Genomic DNA, 17,569 nt, shown 5'->3' on the forward strand with positions numbered 1-17,569 from the left:
GAGACGTTGCAGCCGCTCAAGTAGTCTGTATTCGTGGACTTGCAGCCGTGGGACACACGGTCAAGATGCTTTCTGAGGGTAAATTCACTGGAATCCAGAGGACGGAAGAATCCCCGCTCTTATAGGGCGGGGAGTGTCAAACATCCAGGGTGGTAGGTACTCTCTAATCCTTTAGTTGCTCTACTAGGGAATTGGTATGCTCAAAAATAAATAGACAAATTGTAATGAGTTTAGTATAATATCAGTCTTATTTGTCTGTCTTTTATGGGATGCCGCTTAAAATCCCTGTGATGCACTACAGCTCATTCTTATTCACGAGGGTTTTTTATCATGGCTTGGAAACATACACCTCAACCTCTTGCACTCGTTTCAGTCAGTCTTTTCCTGAAGCTTCTACTGGTTGGTAATTTACCAGTACCATTACAGGCTCAAACGATACCCCTGTCTCACACAGCCAGTGTGACCTTTATTCCTCAAAGGCAAGGAACCCCCAGAGATTCAGCCGGGGGAGCCTCGCGAGATGGTGGTGTATGTCCCAATGACATAGGTAATCTGGGAACATCAGTTACGCCCTTTGAGTTAGCTACAAATCATGGATTTACGGTGGCGGAACGTCCCACATTTTTTGTTTACATCCCACCAACAGTGGCTCAAGACGCTGTATTTCTTCTCAAGGATGAAACAGAAGATTATTTCTACAAAAAAACCCTATCACTTCCTAAGCAGAGAGGTTTAGTCAGCTTTAAACTGCCGCTTGATGCACCAACCCTGGAAATTGGCAAGACGTATCAGTGGTCGTTTTTGCTAATTTGCGGACAATCCCTGAGACCTGATAGTCCTAAAGTAGAAGGGAAAATTCAGCGTATTCAACCTGACCCCGCCTTACTCAGCAAGCTTCAGCCATGGTCTCCTGTGGATAGAGCGGCTTTTTATGGAGAGGAAACTATTCAGTAGAGCGCCCCTTGGTGTCACCACCGTTCGCGGGAGCAGGTCACCATTGTAGTGGCGCACAGGACCTGCGCCCTCTTGACCAACGTGGGATAAAAACTGCCCAAAATCTACCTTTGGGCATTTTTCATGAATTAATTATATGTGAGAGCATAAGTAAGTTGTTGATGATAGCATCAATGACAATACTTTTATTATGCATGAAGCCTATACCTCTTTGAAAAAGTCTCTGAAGGAGATTTGATTAGCAAAAGCCGAATTTAAAAGTAAAAAGGAGGAAACTTGAACTTTGCAAAGGAGTTGACAAACCACTCATTTGGGTATTATTACTTGGTATTTTTTGGAGTCACTCTTGCCCGATACTTTCTTATCGCTGGGGGAGCCTACTGGCTCTTTTATGTCGTTCTGGAGAAGTTCCTCGCTACACAGAGTTTGCGTCTGAAGCCTCTGATGAGCGCTTCGATTAGAAATGATATCAAATTATCAGTTCTCTCGGCAGTGATTTTTGCCTTTTGTGCAGCGCTAATCATATCAGAGTACGGTTTGGGAGTAACGCTCCTTTACACTAACCCAGATGAATATGGACTGTGGTATATAGGAGTTAGCTTTGTGGCGGTGCTTATCCTTCAAGATACGTACTTTTACTTTATCCATCGCCTCTTTCACCACCCTTTGCTTTTTAAATGGATGCATTCTGGACACCACCGTTCGGGAGAGCCAACACCATGGAGTTCCTTCGCATTTGACCTACCAGAGGCAATTATACAATCACTCTTCTTTGTCGCGATAATCTTTATCGTTCCGCTCCATTTTATCACCTTGGCTACTGCACTGATAACGATGACCGTATGGGCAGTGGTATCTCATCTGGGATTCGAGTTATTTCCCTCATCATTTCCTCACCACTGGCTGGGGAAGTGGTTTATCGGGGCAACTTATCATTCGATACATCATCGTCAGTACACTGTACACTACGGATTGTACTTCACGTTCTGGGACAAGCTGCTCGGTACTTAACTGCCTTGGATGTCTAGCCGGCACCTTCTAATTAAGGTGTTGGTGCTTGGCGCGAAGGGATAGTTTTAAAGAGCGGAATGTGGGTTAATCAATATCGTTTACAATGAGTGCATTCCATCACAAGTTATTTCAATTTCAACTGCTGAGAATCATTGGGTTATGCTGCAAAGACTATATGTACACAACTTCAGATGTCTAGAAAACTTTGAACTAACTATCAAAGGAATGCCATCTGCACTGTTGATTGGAAAAAATGGGTCAGGCAAATCAACTATTGCCGATGCATTAGAGGGACTTCAAAAAATTAGTCAAGGTATTAATAGAATGCGAGACCTTGAAGAATTGGACATTATTAGCCCGAAAGATTTCGCTCGGGGAAGATTTGATGTTCCGATTCGCTTTGAAATAGAAGTATTCCTTGACAATAAATTGTACAAATATGTCCTGGCATTGGAGTTGCCAGAAAAATTTAGAGAACTGCGAGTTTCTGAAGAGCAATTGCTGGTTTCAGGAGAGCCAATTTACTCTCGAAAAGAAGCCCAAGTCATTCTTTACAGCAGCTGGCAAAATCGTGAGGCTCAGTTTCGGTTAGATTGGCATCTTGTTGCCCTTCCCGTAATTCAGGAGCAATCTGAGACTGACCCACTTCATATTTTCAAGACTTGGCTAGCTCACATGATCATCTTAGCCCCAATCCCAAGCTTGATGACAGGAGATTCCAAGGGCGACACCTTGGAGCCAAGGCGAGATGGTTCAAACTTTGGAGAGTGGGTTTCTGGATTACTCAGTCGCTATCCTGCTGCTTACGCACGGGTTGATAGGTATCTCCGAGAAGTTATGCCAGACATTCAGGATTTTCTGAATGAATTAATTGGCAAAGACTCCAAAAGCATGATTGTTCGGTTTGAAGCAAATAGTGCAAATCTGAATGTTGACTTTAAAGACTTATCGGACGGCGAAAAATGCTTTTTTATTTGCGCTGTGGTCTTAGCTGCCAACGAATTTTATGGACCACTTTTTTGCTTCTGGGATGAACCTGAAAACTATCTATCATTATCAGAAGTTGGTTCTTTTGTCATATCATTGCGACGCTCATTTAAGCAGAAGGGACAAATTTTAGTGACATCACACAATGAGGAAGCCATCCGAAAATTTTCAGATGAAAATACTTTTGTGCTCGATCGAAAAAGCCACTTGGAACCAACTTTGATCAGATTGCTCCGTGATATGCCCGTGACAGGTGATCTGATAAATACCTTGATTTGTGGCGATATAGAGCTATGAGTCCAAATCAGTATAAACCTCACATTCTGGTGTTACCTGAAGACGATGCGAATCGCCAGATTGCCAACGGATTTATTCAATCTCCAAACCTTAATAACCGTGCTATTCAAGTCCTGCCGCCTGCTGGTGGGTGGCAAAGAACTGTAGAGCAATTCACGAATGATTATGCGCCTACAATGCGAAAATTTCCACAAAGAATGATAGTTTTGCTCATTGATTTTGATAACCGTGAAAGTCGGTTAAGTTATGTAGAGAGTAAGATTCCAGATGATCTAAAAGAAAGAGTATTCATTCTTGGAGTGCAATCTGAACCTGAGAATCTAAAGAGAGACATCAAAAATAGTTTTGAGGAAATTGGAGAATTTCTGGCACAAGACTGTTCCAATAACACGAATGAATTGTGGGAACATAAGCTTCTCAAACACAACAAAACTGAGTTAGAGCGGATGATTGTATCTGTCAAACCATTTCTGTTTAATTAAAAGCGTTTGACCCTCCTTTATGCTTACCCCTCAGCTTTCCCTATCAGAGGTGCGATCGCTCTCCACCTTGATGTAGCAGAGATTTCAACGGCTCTCTTGTCTAGACTTATCAGTTTAAAGCAAAAACCTTAACATTTTTTAAAATGTCAGTCTATATTTGTTAATTTTTGTATTCGTCACTCATCGTTTACGCTCAGCTCTGCTACGCTCAAATGTCGAGCGTATAAAAATCCTGCCAATTCACACTGAGAATAAGGAATAACGGATGAAAAAAATATTAGGTTGTTGTTTGGCAATAATTCTGGCAATGTGGGTTGGGGCATTTCCGGCAAATGCTCAGAGTAATTGTTCGCCAAACAGATTTTTTCACTCTCCAGTAAGCTGTAGCCAAAACTCTGGTTTGAGCCAATTAATAGCCGACGCTTCCCTCGATCGAACACCGCTGATTTTTGACGACGACGGTAGCCAAGATGGCATGACCGCCTTAGCTTATCTTCTAGCTAATCCTAAATTTGAACTCAAAGCGATTACCCTTTCTCAAGGCATTGCTGATCCTGCCACGTTTATTGGCAATTTCGAGCGGATGCTAGGACGATTAGGGGTAAGCGATATTCCCATTGGTATTGGTCCGTCTGAACCTTTAGGCGGAAACAATACTTATCCCCAATTTATCCGTGACGGAGCGGTTACCTTTTGGTCACCCTTTGTCACTTTACCCGATACCGCTCCCTCGTTCAAGACCAAACCAGCGGCAAAACTGATTGTCAAAACCATCAAAAAATCTCCTGAACCTGTAACTATCTTAGCTACTGGTTCTTTAACCAATATAGCCGAAGCACTGCGACTCGATCCGACAATTATCGATAATATCTCTGTCCTCGACATTATGGGCGGTGCTGTTTTTCTACCTGGCAATCTTGGTGTTGTTCCTGATCCACCTTTTTCCACCAATAAGGTTGCTGAATTTAACATCTGGGTTGATCCTTTAGCGGCTAAAGAAGTCTTTGAAGCTGGAGAAAAGGGATTAAAAATTCAGTTGACCTCCTTAGACACCACCCACGAAGTCTCCTTTTCCCGAGAAGATCAACAAGCTTGGTTAGCGACAGGAACTCCTGAAAGCAAAATCGCCTCGGAATTTTTAGACTTCGCTTTAACCATCATTCAAAGTGGTAATGATCCTAACCCGGCGTGGGATTTAGTGGCAGCTATCAACATGGCTGAAGCAGACTTTTCCCCGGAAACACCGCTGCACATAGAAGTAGATGCGACTGCAGATCCTGGCGACACCCAAGGACAAACCTATGTTGTCCCTGACTTACCGCCGAATGTTTTTGTTTCGCTAAAACCCAGTTTCGATAATTTACCCTTCAATCAGGCTGAACTTTTTTCCTATTTACAGAAATGAGTCATTGGCGTTAGTGGTCAACCGATGACTCAAATCATCTAACCTTTTTCATGGAGAGGATGTTTGAATCAGGCTGAACATCTAGACCAAAACCCAAAACTCTGAAAGTTTAGTCCCGATGTAAAGCAGCAAAAGTAACATCTTCTCTCTGAGCATCATGTCAACAAAAAAGTGAGGTAAAAAAATGACAACGACAACGGCAGAACGGTTGAAAAAGTTTACGATTTTACATTCCAATGATATGCACGGCGACTTTCTCGCTGAAGCCCAAAGTGGAGAGGGTAACTTAATTGGAGGACTAGCGCTGCTTTCTGGCTATATCAATAAAGTGCGCCAAGAAGAGAAAAACACGCTTTATGTGATTTCTGGCGATATGCTCCAAGGGTCTATGATTGATACCGAATTTAAGGGTCTGTCAACCATAGAAATTATGAATTATCTGGCGCCAGACGTAGTAACCTTGGGAAACCACGAATTAGACTATGGATTTCCTCATTTGCTATTTCTGGAAAAGATGGCAAACTTTCCCATCGTCAATGCCAACCTGTATATCAAGAAGTACAGTAAACGATTGATGAATCCCTATCTAATCCTCAATGTTGATGGATTTGATATCATGTTCATCGGTATTGTGACTGAAGAAGTGCTTAAAGCCTTAAAACTCGACACAAGTATTAGCACATTTGTTGGTTTAGAAGATGCCGCTGCAGAAGTAGGCAAGATTTGCAACGCCTACAAAAGTGAGGATATTGACCTGACGGTTCTGCTCACCCATATTGGTTTTGAAGAAGATAAAAAACTAGCCCAGATGCTAGACCCAGCATGGGGAGTGGATATGATCATTGGTGGACACTCCCATACACGGCTAGAACAGCCAGCACAAGTGAATAATATTCTGATTTCACAAGCCGCCGTTGGTACCGATCAGATTGGACGTTTCGACATAACCGTAGATGATGAAACTAACAGTATTGTGGAATGGAAGTGGCAACTCGTTCCGATTGATAATACTGTGGCTGAGCCAGATGTTGATCTGCAAAACTTTATTGCCACTTATAAAGAAGCGGTAGATCGCAAATATAACCGAATTATTGGTCGCCTAGCCCGTAAACTGACCCATCCGAAGCGTGAAGAAGAAACTGAATTGGGTAACTTAATCACAGATTGTTTTGCCCAAATGGATCTGTTGGATGTCGTTTTAATCGGAAGTGGTTCAATCCGAGGAACAGAATTGGGTCCTGTGGTTACACTGGGCGATATGAAAAAGGTTTATCCTTATGATGGACCACTCTATAAAGTGCGATTGACGGGGACACAGTTGCTCAAGTTATTTAACCATGTGATGAGACCCGAAAACCGCATTCCTGGTGAAAGTAATTGTTTTCAAGTTAACCAAGGAACTCAAGCTGTTTACAATGATGCTGATCAGAAGGTTGAAACTTTGTTAGTTAATGGTAAACCCGTACAAGAAGATGCACAGTACAGTGTTTGTCTCCAAGAATACCATTACAAAAATGCAGAGCAAAGTCTCAACCTGACAAGTGAAGAACTAGGTAGTCCGAAGGTGATTACAACATCTGCCCAAAATGTCCTTGAAGAATATCTGGGTTCTAATCAACTTCTTGACGCTAAAGTCGAAGGACGGTTGATCTTTAAATAAGAAAAACACACAATAGAGGCGCTTGTAGGGGCACCCGCTTGCACCAATTAGCAACTCTAGAAACAGGGCGGGTTTAGATAAGTTACCAGTTTTGGCTGACAAGTTATCCGTAAAACCCGCCCCTACAGGCGGTCGGGTCGCCCTCTCCTCTAATTTAACTTGACACTATAGCACGTCAGTAGGGTATATCAAGGATTTAGGTAATCTAACAAATGCAAATTTTCAGTGCCATTCGTATTTCGTCTTAATATGTTGGTGCTTGGCGCAAAGGAATAGTTTTAAAGACCCGAATCAAATCAGCCTGGCGAATCGGTTTACTAATATAATCATCCATCCCCGCCTCTAAACAAGTTTCTCGGTCTTCCTGCATCGCATTAGCTGTCAGCGCAATAATCCAAGGACGCTGGGAGTAGTTTTGGCAGATGTAACGGGTCGCGGTTAAGCCATCCATTTCTGGCATTTGTACATCCATCAATATTACATCGTAAGATTGACGGGAGATGGCGTCAAGAACTTCCTGACCATTAGTGACAAAATCGGCTTGATAACCTAAACGTTTTAACAGCAACAATTCTACCTTTTGATTGACTATATTATCTTCAGCCAAAAGAATTCGTAACGGTAACTGTTGGGCAAGAGGCAAATCTTCAGATTTTGGTGAAGCCGGTTGAGAATCAATAGAAGTAGCCTGTTTTACCAAAACTTGAGTCATAACGTTATAAAATTGTCCAAGTTTAATCGGTTTAGGGATACAGGCAGCAAAATGCCGCTCAATCAAAGAGGTTTTTGTTGTCAAGTTTCCCACAGCGGTTAGTAACACCAAAGGCAATTGTTTACAAAGGGATTGGTTATGGATTTGCAGCCCCAAAGTTAGTCCATTCATCTCTGGCATTTGCCGATCAATAATTGCCAGATCAAAGGCTTCTCCTTGATTGAGCCAAGCTAGGGCTTCATCACCGGATTGAGTACTCCGGGCAATCATACCCCAACATTCGGTTTGCTGGGTTAAAATTCGGCAATTTGTTGAATTATCATCAACAATTAAAACTCGTTTACCCCTAAGCTGTGGTTGAGTAGTACTTAAATTTTCTTCCGACGCATTTTGGGCTACCCTTAAGACGACACAGAAGGAAAAGGTAGACCCTTCACCGAAGCTGCTGTCTACCCAAATCCCCCCCCCCATCATTTCACTTAATTGTTTAGAAATAATTAAACCCAGTCCCGTACCACCATACTGACGAGTGGTTGAAGAATCTAGTTGACTGAAGCGTTGAAACAAGCGGTCAAAGCCGTCTTGAGGAATACCAATGCCCGTGTCTTTTACTGAAAACAAAAGACAAACAGTCGGCGAGGTATTGCTATCCTGGTTTTGAGTCGAATCAGTGACGTATTGATGTTGAACCTTCACCAAAACGCTAACTTCCCCCACATCTGTAAATTTAATTGCATTACTCAGCAAATTGATGAGGATTTGGCGCAGGCGGGTGACATCTCCGATCACAGTAGTGGGAACTTCTGGGTCAATAAAGTAAGTTAATTCCAATCCCTTTTGCACTGCTTTTGGCGAAAACAGATCAACAGAAGTTTCCAGACATTCACGCAAATTAAAGGGTTTGAATTCAAGCTCTAGTTTACCCGACTCAATCTTAGCAAAATCAAGCACATCATTAATCGTAGTCAGCAGCGTTTCACCACTTTGACGAATCGTTTCGACTAAGTCCCGTTGGTGGTTATCCAGCTTCGTATTCTCCAAAATTCCCGTTAACCCAATCACCGCATTCAGAGGGGTGCGGATTTCATGGCTCATGGTTGCCAGGAATTCACTTTTAGCCCGGTTAGCGGCTTCTGCGGCTTCTTTTGCCTCTGCTAGTGTGGCGTTTTGGGCTTGCAGTTGCTGTTGGATATGGCGTAAAGTTAGTTGGGTTTTAACCCGCGCGATCACTTCTTCCAGTTGAAAGGGCTTGGTAATATAGTCTACGCCACCCACTTCAAAGGCTTTCACTTTATCCCAGACTTCATCAAGGGCGCTCAAGAAAATTACCGGAATTTCGGCGGTTTGTTCGTCGGCTTTCAATCGTTGACAAACTTCATACCCATCCATTTCCGGCATTTTAATATCCAGCAAAATCAAATCCGGCGGATCAGTATTAACCGCATTCAGTGCCTGTTTCCCATTAATCACCCGACGAACTTCATAGCCCTGGTTCGTCAGCATGGTAAACAAAATGCGTAAATTATCAGGGATATCATCGACAATTAATATGTCTCCCTTGATGGCTTGAGATTGACGTTCACTCATGAATTAGGGGCTGTGTTAAATCCACTATGCGATCAAAATAAAGGGTGTTAACCCATTGGTTCAAGGTTTGAGCCAGAGACATTTGCTCCTCAGGAATTTGGGCAATAAGCTGAATCATCACTTTCTCTCTAGCGCTGAGTGCGGCTTTGTGCAGTTGTGCCAGCCATTCAGTTGGCATTCGTGCCAATGCCTCTTGTAAGGCAGTTCCCTGCAAGGTTACTGGCGACGTATCCGGCGATATGAGACAGGCAGGTTCAGCTTGAGCATACAAATAACGCACCCCTAAATGTTGCGCCATTTTTTCAAAGATAACCTCTTCCCGAAACGGCTTGCTCACAAAATCGTCGCAGCCGGCTGACAAGACAACCGAGCGCTGCTTATCGAAAACACTGGCAGTCAAGGCTATAATTACCGTTGCTTGACCCTGCAACGATTGTCGAATTCGACGAGTGGCTTCATAACCATCCATCACAGGCATCCGCATATCCATCCAAATCAGGTGAGGTTCCCAACTCTGCCAACGTTCAACGGCTTGCCATCCATTTTCTGCTTCCTGCACCTCAAAACCCATCGGTGCGATTAAATTAACCAGCAGAACCCGACTTTCCCATTTATCATCAGCAATCAGAATCCGATAGCTGGGTTGATTTGGGGCTAAACTAATCACCCGTTTAGACTGTTGAATCTCAATGTCAGCCGCTTGGGCAGGACTAATCTTAATCGTAAACCGAAACCTTGTTCCCTGACTTAAAATACTGCTGACGGCGATGGTTCCTCCCATCAGTTGGACAAATTTCTGGCTAATGGGTAAACCTAATCCTGTACCTTCTTGAGATTTGCGACCGGTTTCCGTTTGGATAAAGGCTTCAAACAAGGTATCAAGTTCTGCTGGGGCAATTCCTGGACCGGTGTCTTCGACTTCAAAGGTGATTAGGGATTGGGGATTGGGGATTGGGGATTGGGGATTTATACCCCGTTCCTGTAGAGACGTGCCATGGCACGTCTCTACATGCAAGGTGACATTCCCTTCCCCTGTAAATTTAATCGCATTTCCCAATAAATTAATTAAAACCTGACGTAACTTGCTCTCATCAGTCCGCACGTATTGAGGAACATCTGGATCACAATTAAAGATTAGCTCTAAGCCCTTTGATGCGGCTTTTAGCTGGAGCATTTCTTCTAAACTTTTGAGTAAACGATAGAGGTCAAAACTTGTTTCATTCAGCGTAATTCGTCCCGCTTCTATTTTAGACATTTCTAATACATCATTGAGCAGCGTGAGTAAATGTTCACCACTGCGAGCAATAATTCCTAGATACTCCTGTTGAGTTGGAGTTAAAGTAGAATCGCGGGTCATAACTTGGGCAAAACCAAGAATCGCATTCAGGGGAGTCCGCAGTTCATGGCTCATATTCGCCAGAAACTCGCTTTTGGCACGGTTAGCCGCATCAGCTGCTTCCTTCGCATCTTTGAGTTGAGCCATGAGGGCGGCTTGTTGCAGCGCCACACCTAACTGATTACTGACCTGTGTCAGTAAACTAATTTCTGCGGCGTCCCAGTGACGGGGACTGGAGTTTTGATATGCACCCAGTAATCCCCACAGTTTATCCCCGACAAAAACGGGGATTAAACAGTAGGCTTTAATATGAAATACCTCCAACAATTTGACATGACAGGTCGAGTAAATTATTGGGTAAATATCATTAACGACAACGTTTTCATGATTCCGAAATCGACCGCCCTGAGTTTTTTGTAAACAGGTATCTGACCATACCGTTGTCAGATCAGAACTGACTAAGGGAGACCAACCTAATGCCACCGATTCGGAGACAAAATCCCCACTCCAGTCGGGATTAAATCGATACACCACGACGCGATCGCAGTTAAGAATTTGCCGTACTTCTTGGGTAGTCGTACTGAAAATCTGATCAATATCTAAGGTTTGACGAATACTTTCAATCACCCGTGCTAATGCCCGCGCCTGTTCAGCAGCCTTGGCTTGCTGGACGGCTTGAGCTTGCAATAATTCTAAATATTCTGACTGTTGCAGTGCTACCCCTAATTGGGCTGCCACTTGCATGAGTAACTTAACTTCTCGTTCCTGCCAATGGCGGGATTGACTATGTTGAAAAGCACTCAGTAGTCCCCAAAGTTTTTCCCCTTTAAACAAAGCCACGACAGCAAAGGATTTAATCCCAAAAGATACCAAAGCTTCGATATGGCAATCACTAAAATTAGCTCTATAGATATCATCAGCAATACAATGTTCGTTATCCCGTAACCGACCCCCTTTTTGTTCGCTTAAATAGGGATCTTCCCACGCACTACCCACCAGTTTTGGTAAGTTTCCTGCTTCCGATTCAAAAATAAAATCACCGAAATAATCCTCGCGGAATTTATAAATAGCAATTCGTTCAACATCCAACAATTGACGGACTTCTGTTGCCGCCGTTTGGAAAATCGTATTTAAATCTAAAGTTTGGCGAATTTTATCAATCACCTGAGCTAACGCCCGTTCCCGTTCTGCTTCCTGGGCTAATTCATCTGCCCGTTGTTGTAATTGCGCCTCCAGTGTGGTTTGCAGTTCTGCCGATCGCCGTTGAGCTTTTCCGAGGAGTTCAGCTTGTTGAATGGCTACCCCTAATTGAGCGCCAATTTGCACCAAAAAATTAATATCTGTCTCCTGCCACAATCGCGGTGCTGAATTTTGAAAAGCGGCTAAAAGTCCCCAGAGAGTTTTGCCTTTGTAAATTGCAATAATTGTGTATGCTCTTGCCTGATAGCGTTCTAAACTTTGAATATAGCAATCTGAAAACCCGGCTGTGTAAATATCACGACAAACTCGGAAAACTTCACCTTTGATAAAGTCACCGCCTTCAGTTTGCTGTAAATAGGTATCAATAATTTGAGGATTGGCAAAGGACTTAATACTACAATTACTAATATTTTGGCATAAATGTGGGTCTTGACATTGCTCTTGGACTAAGGATTTCCAGCCCCCAGCCACGGATTCAACCACAAATTCACCACTCCAATCTGGATTAAACCGATAGATTGCCACCCGATCAACATTGAGTAAGTGTCGCGCTTCCTGGGTTGTGGTCTGGAATATAGTATTAATATCGAGCGATCGCCGAATCTTATCAATAATAGCCGCAACTGCTTTTTCTCGTTCTACAGCTTGAGCTACAGCTTTCGTCAATAATTCCGACTGCATCCGCAATTGAGCCACAAACTCCGCTTGCTGCAACGCCACGCCTAAATGAATGGCAATTTGATGGACAAACTCTATTTCGTCACTGCGCCATTGGCGTGGGCGCGAACATTGGTGAATACACAGCAACCCCCAAAGCTGATTCCCCTTGAGTAACGGCACAACTAGGTTGGCTCGAACTTGAAAACGTGAGAGAATAGCAATGTGACAATCGAGTAAATTCAGTGCATAAATATCTTCAGCCGCCCAAATCCGCCCTTGCTGATAATGGGTAGCATGTCTTTCTCCAAAACAGTTATCCTCTACTTTGGTGGCGATGGCTGATGGATAGGGTGATACAACATCTTCGGAGACAATCTCCCCACGGCGACAGTCAGACTCTGGATCAAAGCGAAACATCCCCACCCGATCCGCATTCAGCAGTTGACGCACTTCTGTGGCGGTTGATTTAAAGATACTCTCCAAATCCAAAGATTCCCGAATTTTAGTCACCACCGCCAACAGCGCCTTCTGTTGGGCAACTTGAGTCGGTTCTGGTATTCTCATCGCTTCCAATTGCGCCACACGCGATCGCAGATAGGTTAATTCGGCTTGGAGTGACTTGTATGTTTTGGCATTGAGAACGATATCTTGATCAAACATGATAGAGTTCCGGGTGCGGGGGTGTAGGGGTGTAGGGGCGGGTTTTACCGATAACGTTTTGCCACAAACCGATAACGTGACTAAACCCGCCCTTCTATTAGTCAGATTAGGGCTTCAAAAACGGTAATAGTAAAACCATTGGTGTCAACTTAAGCTACAGCCCTCACCCCCAACCCCTCTCCATCCCCCCTAGCCCCCCTTTGAAAGGGGGGGAGAAACCTTTGAAAGGGGGGGAGAAACCTTTGAAAGGGGGGAAAAAGAGGATAACTTGTTGAAAAACACCTTTTTATCCAAATTTACCTTGTTCTTTGAGTGCTTGTCGAATTCTTAACTGAGCATCTTGATCATTAGGATAACGGCTAATTGCCTCTCGCCAGACGCTGAGTGCTTCATCCAATTGACCCTGTTGCCTGAATGCATCCCCTAAATACCAATACGCTTGCGGCTTTTTAATATTGAGGGCAATAGCTTCCTGATACTCTTCTATAGCCGCCTGCCAATTTTCTTGGATCATCAAGCTATTGGCTAGATTTAAATGTAAAATAGCTTTTTCAGGAGACTGCTGGCTCAACGTCTGATACGACTCAATTAGCGTATCGAGTCGATTAATTTTGGATAGCATTAAACCGACGTTAAAAGGAATGTCTGTATTCTTAGGATGGCGCTGGAGCAACTCCTGAATAACAGGTATGGCTGCATCCGGTTTTCCTTGTTCAATCAGCGCTTGGGCTAACTTAATATACCCATCCACAGTTTTCGGCGATCGCGCGATTAGATCCCGGAATACAGCTACCGCTTCATCCCATTTATTTTGTGCCAGGAGTGTATTACCGAGCAGTAAGCGCACCATGTCGTTACTGCGTTGTCGGTGGATAACTTGACGAAACACCGTTTCCGCTTCGGGGTAATCCTGTTGCTGGTAAAGGGCGATACCCTTTTGAAACAGCGACGCGATCGCAATTGTCTTACCAATCAAAAAAATAACAGTGAATAAACCGACAATGACGACTATAGCCGCGATCCAACTTGAATTCTGAACAATTCCCATCGGGTACATTTCTTAAACACAGATTACACAGATTGTAATCACACAGACAGAAAACTAAATAGTGAATGACACAGATTGACACAGAGAACTGGATAATCCCCCCACAATCGAATCATCGTTTGTTCATTGAGAACTAACCTTTAAGTGTAATCAGTGTGACTAACCTCTCACCTCCCACCCCAATCTCCCCCAAAAATCTGTGCAATCAGTGTTTCAGGCTAACAAACAAGCGGCGGGAAACATCAGATATTCTAAAAAGAAGAGTTTCCAGATAAATTGATAAAAACTCGCGATCGCGACTTTATCCTGCAAATCTACATCCTGACTGCGCCACCAGACGAGAAGTAACGCCGCCAGGTGTGTTATCCCCAAGACAAGCGGGTTAACCACGTCAAACAGTAGCACTCCACCGAGAATCATACCCAAATAGCAGAGGGTAATAATCCATCGGGTGATGTTAAACACTGCTGGCTTACCCAGTCGAATCGTGAACGTGGTGATATTGTATAACTTATCTCCATCAATATCCGGGACATCCTTAAAAATCGCGATCGCGACGGTAAACACTAAAACAAATAACGTCAATCCCCACACCGCAGGCGTTGGCGTCATCGCTTCACCCTGTTGCCACACCCAGCTAAAATGCAAGAATAGTCCTAAATTGACTACAGCACCTCGCACTGAGAAGATACAAAGTGCAGCCCAAAAGGGAAACCGCTTCAACCGGATAGGTGGTAAGGAATACGCCGTACCAATGGCTAAACTGACGCTAACCATGAGAAATAACCATCCGTCAAGTAACCAGGCTAACAGCAGCGCCAAGAGTCCAGCTATGGTAACAATCAGTTTAGCTTGTCTTCTGGAAAACTCCCCCGCTGCGATGGGAAGATGAGGTTTATTAATTTGGTCAATCTCCACATCTTCGAGTTGATTGAGTCCCACAATGTAGATATTACCGCAGCAGCAGGATATCCAGGTACCCAAGAGTTGAGCTAAATTGGAGGGTGCGATCGCACTGTCGGTAATCGCTAAGGCAATGACATATAATGCCAATACACTTAGGGTAGTACCGATGATCGTGTGAGGACGCGAAAACTTCCACAAGGCATAAAACCAGTCTGCGGGTTGCTTAAGCGGGTTGAGAGGGGAAGAGGTCAAGGTTGATGGAGAAATTTGGCTCATTCTGGAGTGTAATAGGCTTTCCCGTTCGATTTTACTCTCTTCGCTGGCTTCGTTCTATATTTTTTGTGCGATCGCGTCTTTTATCCAGCTTGTTTATATTTATTAGTATTATTGGCAAATCTATGGCACTTCTACCCTTCTACCCAAGGCAAGTATGGCACGAGGCGATCTAATTTACGCTTATCGAGAATTTCTCAACCTGCAAGGCGTCTACAAACATTATGGGATTGACTGCGGCGACGGTACGGTTATCCATTATCGCAAACCCAGTGAAACCATTGAACGCACTTCTTTACCTACATTTGCTAGAGGTGGGAAAATCTATGTCAAACAGTATCCCACTCATTTTATTCCTGGTGTAGTTGTTCGCCGCGCTGAAAATCGTTTAGGTGAACGGAAGTATAACCTGCTATACAACAACTGCGAACACTTTGCCATTTGGTGTAAAACTGGCGTGAGTCAAAGTCCGCAAATTCAAAATTTTATTCCGATTATTACTCAGATGAATACTGAGAACTTATACGAACCGATTAAACGAGCGCTGGAAGAGAAAGATCCTGACAAAGCTAATCAGTTATTGACTCAAGCGTTAGCTGAAATTAAAGGAGTTTGGAATACTCTGCAACCGCAGTACAACCACGATGTTCGTGAGATAAGTGCTTGGCAGAAAGTCGCCATTCAAGCACTGAAACAAAACCGGGAAGACTTAGCGCGGGCGGCAATTATCCGGAAGAAAGACTATGAGAAACGGGCGCAGGAGAATAAAGAGAAGTTAGATCAGCTTGCTCAGATGACGGAAACATTGATCCGCAATCGGCTAAATGTGAAATAGATTTTGTCTTTATTTTACCAACATCGATTAATTTATAAAATTAGTGTTAATTAATGGTAAGAATCGGGTTTGTTCAGCTAACACCAAGGTGCGTTACGCTACCCTACCCTTCGGGAACGCTGCGCGAACGCTAACACACTCTACTGGCGTGAACCAGCTAAAATGGTGCAAGAGATTTTACCATTGAATCGGGCGCACGCCATGCGCCCCTACGGTTTCTGGGCTCCCATTCTAATTCACCAAATAAGCTGTGCCACGCCACTACAAATAGAGGCTTTGCGGAAGTCCTAAGTTACGCGATCGCACTCGATAGTTCTTGCCAGCGCTGATGCCACAATTGCTGCATCTTTTGTATTATCTCAGGTAAATCCCGAAAGTCCTGACTTTGTTGATTTATTTCTGAGGCTAATCCTTGGAGTCGGTTAAAATCTCGGCAACAATAGAGTACCCGTTCCCAAGCCCCATACCAATCCCTTCCGGCTTCCTGATGGGCGCGAATGGGTTTCAGGCGTTCTTCCTCGTTTCTCAGGTATTCAGCTTGTTTTGCCCAAGCCTGACGCCAGGGTTGCACAGCTTCCGGTTGCTCATGCTGATCATACCAGTCACGTTCCCTACGGAAGATTTCGCCTAATTCATCAAGCTGGGAACGAGAGGTACAGCGCCCAATCGCCGCCAATCCTGCGTCAATCCAAAGGGGCAAGTTGCGATAACTGACAAAGATGGCACGGGATTCAACTAGCTTAACCCAGATTTGGTGTTGCCAGCATTCGATGCGATCGATTTGCTGGAGGGGAATGTTAAGAAATGTAGCGACTTGGTGGCGTACTTCGTCGAGAGAAAATTGGTGAGGATCAATTATCCCAGCCGTGATCAAGTTCCGAGACATGATAAATCACTCCTGATTTGGGTATGAGTGGTAGCGTTGCCTTGATTTAGGAAGGTTGATGTTGGATTTGTGGCGATATCGGCTGTTTTGCCGGAAAAATGCCTAAATCCTCAATCCTAAATCGATTGACCCAAAGTCTTAGCCACCCCGTATAAGTTGCCTTAAGAAGTCGGAGTGGCTAGAGGAGTGTTAGTATTTCTTCTAGCTTCCAGACTGGCTCCTGCAGTTTGGGGGTTAGCTGCTCAGAGCTGCGCTAACAGCTTTGAGTGGCGCTAAGAGTTTTAAGTTTAATTTGGATTATCTTAGCAGATTGAATGATTTCTGCTCCGGAGTCAAGGCTTTGTTACAAAAATTTATTTATCGGGAGTATTGGGGAATCCCTTGATACTAAGTCGTAGGTTGGGTTGAGGAACGAAACCCAACACCAAAACCTGGTAATCTTTGTTGGGTTTCACTTCGTTCAACCCAACCTACCTTTATCAATACGACAAACCTGTGTTACGTCACGACAATTGAAAAAGGGCGGGTTTTGAAGCAACGTTATTATCAATAGCGTAATCAAAGTCCATAAACCCGCCCCTACAGGGGTAAACAATTAGGAAAAATCAATCCCGCCATAAGGCAATTCCGCCTAATAATCCGTTGATATTGGGGACAATTTTGACATTCG

General features: G+C 43.9%; 12 protein-coding genes and 1 pseudogene. 8 read left to right on the plus strand and 5 right to left on the minus strand.

Annotated elements, in window-relative coordinates; all coding sequences use genetic code 11:
• From RIM23_RS10305 to RIM23_RS10335, 7 genes and pseudogenes are all read left to right on the plus strand, one after another.
• Positions 1–125, plus strand: a pseudogene (locus tag RIM23_RS10305) (RNA-guided endonuclease InsQ/TnpB family protein); the annotation flags it as partial.
• 205 nt (positions 126–330) lie between these two features.
• A complete protein-coding gene (locus RIM23_RS10310; RefSeq protein WP_446366757.1) occupies positions 331–954 on the plus strand; it encodes a DUF928 domain-containing protein in 624 nt (207 codons plus the stop codon).
• A gap of 276 nt (positions 955–1,230) precedes the next feature.
• Entirely contained in the window at positions 1,231–1,965 is a 735-nt protein-coding gene (locus RIM23_RS10315; RefSeq protein ID WP_446366759.1) for a sterol desaturase family protein, read from the plus strand.
• A gap of 159 nt (positions 1,966–2,124) precedes the next feature.
• Positions 2,125–3,249 (plus strand): AAA family ATPase, encoded by a 1,125-nt coding sequence (locus tag RIM23_RS10320; RefSeq protein WP_446366761.1) that lies wholly within the window; start codon positions 2,125–2,127, stop codon positions 3,247–3,249.
• Positions 3,246–3,731, plus strand: coding sequence for a hypothetical protein (locus RIM23_RS10325; RefSeq protein ID WP_446366763.1), 486 nt, complete (start codon positions 3,246–3,248; stop codon positions 3,729–3,731). The genes RIM23_RS10320 and RIM23_RS10325 overlap by 4 nt, the downstream gene beginning before the upstream one ends.
• A 265-nt stretch (positions 3,732–3,996) precedes the next feature.
• Positions 3,997–5,136, plus strand: a complete 1,140-nt coding sequence (locus RIM23_RS10330) for a nucleoside hydrolase (protein ID WP_446366765.1) — start codon at positions 3,997–3,999, stop codon at positions 5,134–5,136.
• A gap of 184 nt (positions 5,137–5,320) precedes the next feature.
• The gene (locus RIM23_RS10335; RefSeq protein WP_446366767.1) at positions 5,321–6,796 is read left to right on the plus strand and encodes a bifunctional metallophosphatase/5'-nucleotidase; all 1,476 of its coding nucleotides are present in this window, start codon (positions 5,321–5,323) and stop codon (positions 6,794–6,796) included.
• A 244-nt stretch (positions 6,797–7,040) separates the two neighbouring features.
• Here RIM23_RS10335 and RIM23_RS10340 read toward each other — a convergent pair whose 3' ends face one another.
• The 4 genes from RIM23_RS10340 to RIM23_RS10355 all read right to left on the minus strand — a co-directional run bounded on the left by RIM23_RS10340 (position 7,041) and on the right by RIM23_RS10355 (position 15,181).
• A complete protein-coding gene (locus RIM23_RS10340; RefSeq protein ID WP_446366769.1) occupies positions 7,041–9,095 on the minus strand; it encodes a response regulator in 2,055 nt (684 codons plus the stop codon).
• Positions 9,088–12,951 (minus strand): GAF domain-containing protein, encoded by a 3,864-nt coding sequence (locus tag RIM23_RS10345; protein WP_446366771.1) that lies wholly within the window; start codon positions 12,949–12,951, stop codon positions 9,088–9,090. Before RIM23_RS10345 ends, RIM23_RS10340 begins: the two co-directional genes overlap by 8 nt.
• Positions 12,952–13,237: 286 nt before the next feature.
• Positions 13,238–13,999, minus strand: a complete 762-nt coding sequence (locus RIM23_RS10350; protein ID WP_446366773.1) for a tetratricopeptide repeat protein — start codon at positions 13,997–13,999, stop codon at positions 13,238–13,240.
• A gap of 213 nt (positions 14,000–14,212) precedes the next feature.
• On the minus strand, positions 14,213–15,181 hold the full coding sequence (locus RIM23_RS10355; RefSeq protein WP_446366775.1) for a homogentisate phytyltransferase: 969 nt from the start codon (positions 15,179–15,181) through the stop codon (positions 14,213–14,215).
• Between the two features lie 154 nt (positions 15,182–15,335).
• On the opposite strand from RIM23_RS10355, the gene RIM23_RS10360 reads away from it, so the two are divergent.
• Entirely contained in the window at positions 15,336–16,013 is a 678-nt protein-coding gene (locus RIM23_RS10360; RefSeq protein ID WP_446366777.1) for a lecithin retinol acyltransferase family protein, read from the plus strand.
• A gap of 292 nt (positions 16,014–16,305) precedes the next feature.
• Here the strand turns inward: RIM23_RS10360 and RIM23_RS10365 are convergent, their stop codons facing one another.
• A complete protein-coding gene (locus tag RIM23_RS10365; RefSeq protein WP_446366779.1) occupies positions 16,306–16,899 on the minus strand; it encodes a hypothetical protein in 594 nt (197 codons plus the stop codon).
• Positions 16,900–17,569: the final 670 nt, after the last annotated feature.

The organism is Coleofasciculus sp. G3-WIS-01, from assembly GCF_040223135.1.
Classification (GTDB): Bacteria; Cyanobacteriota; Cyanobacteriia; order Cyanobacteriales; family Coleofasciculaceae; genus Coleofasciculus.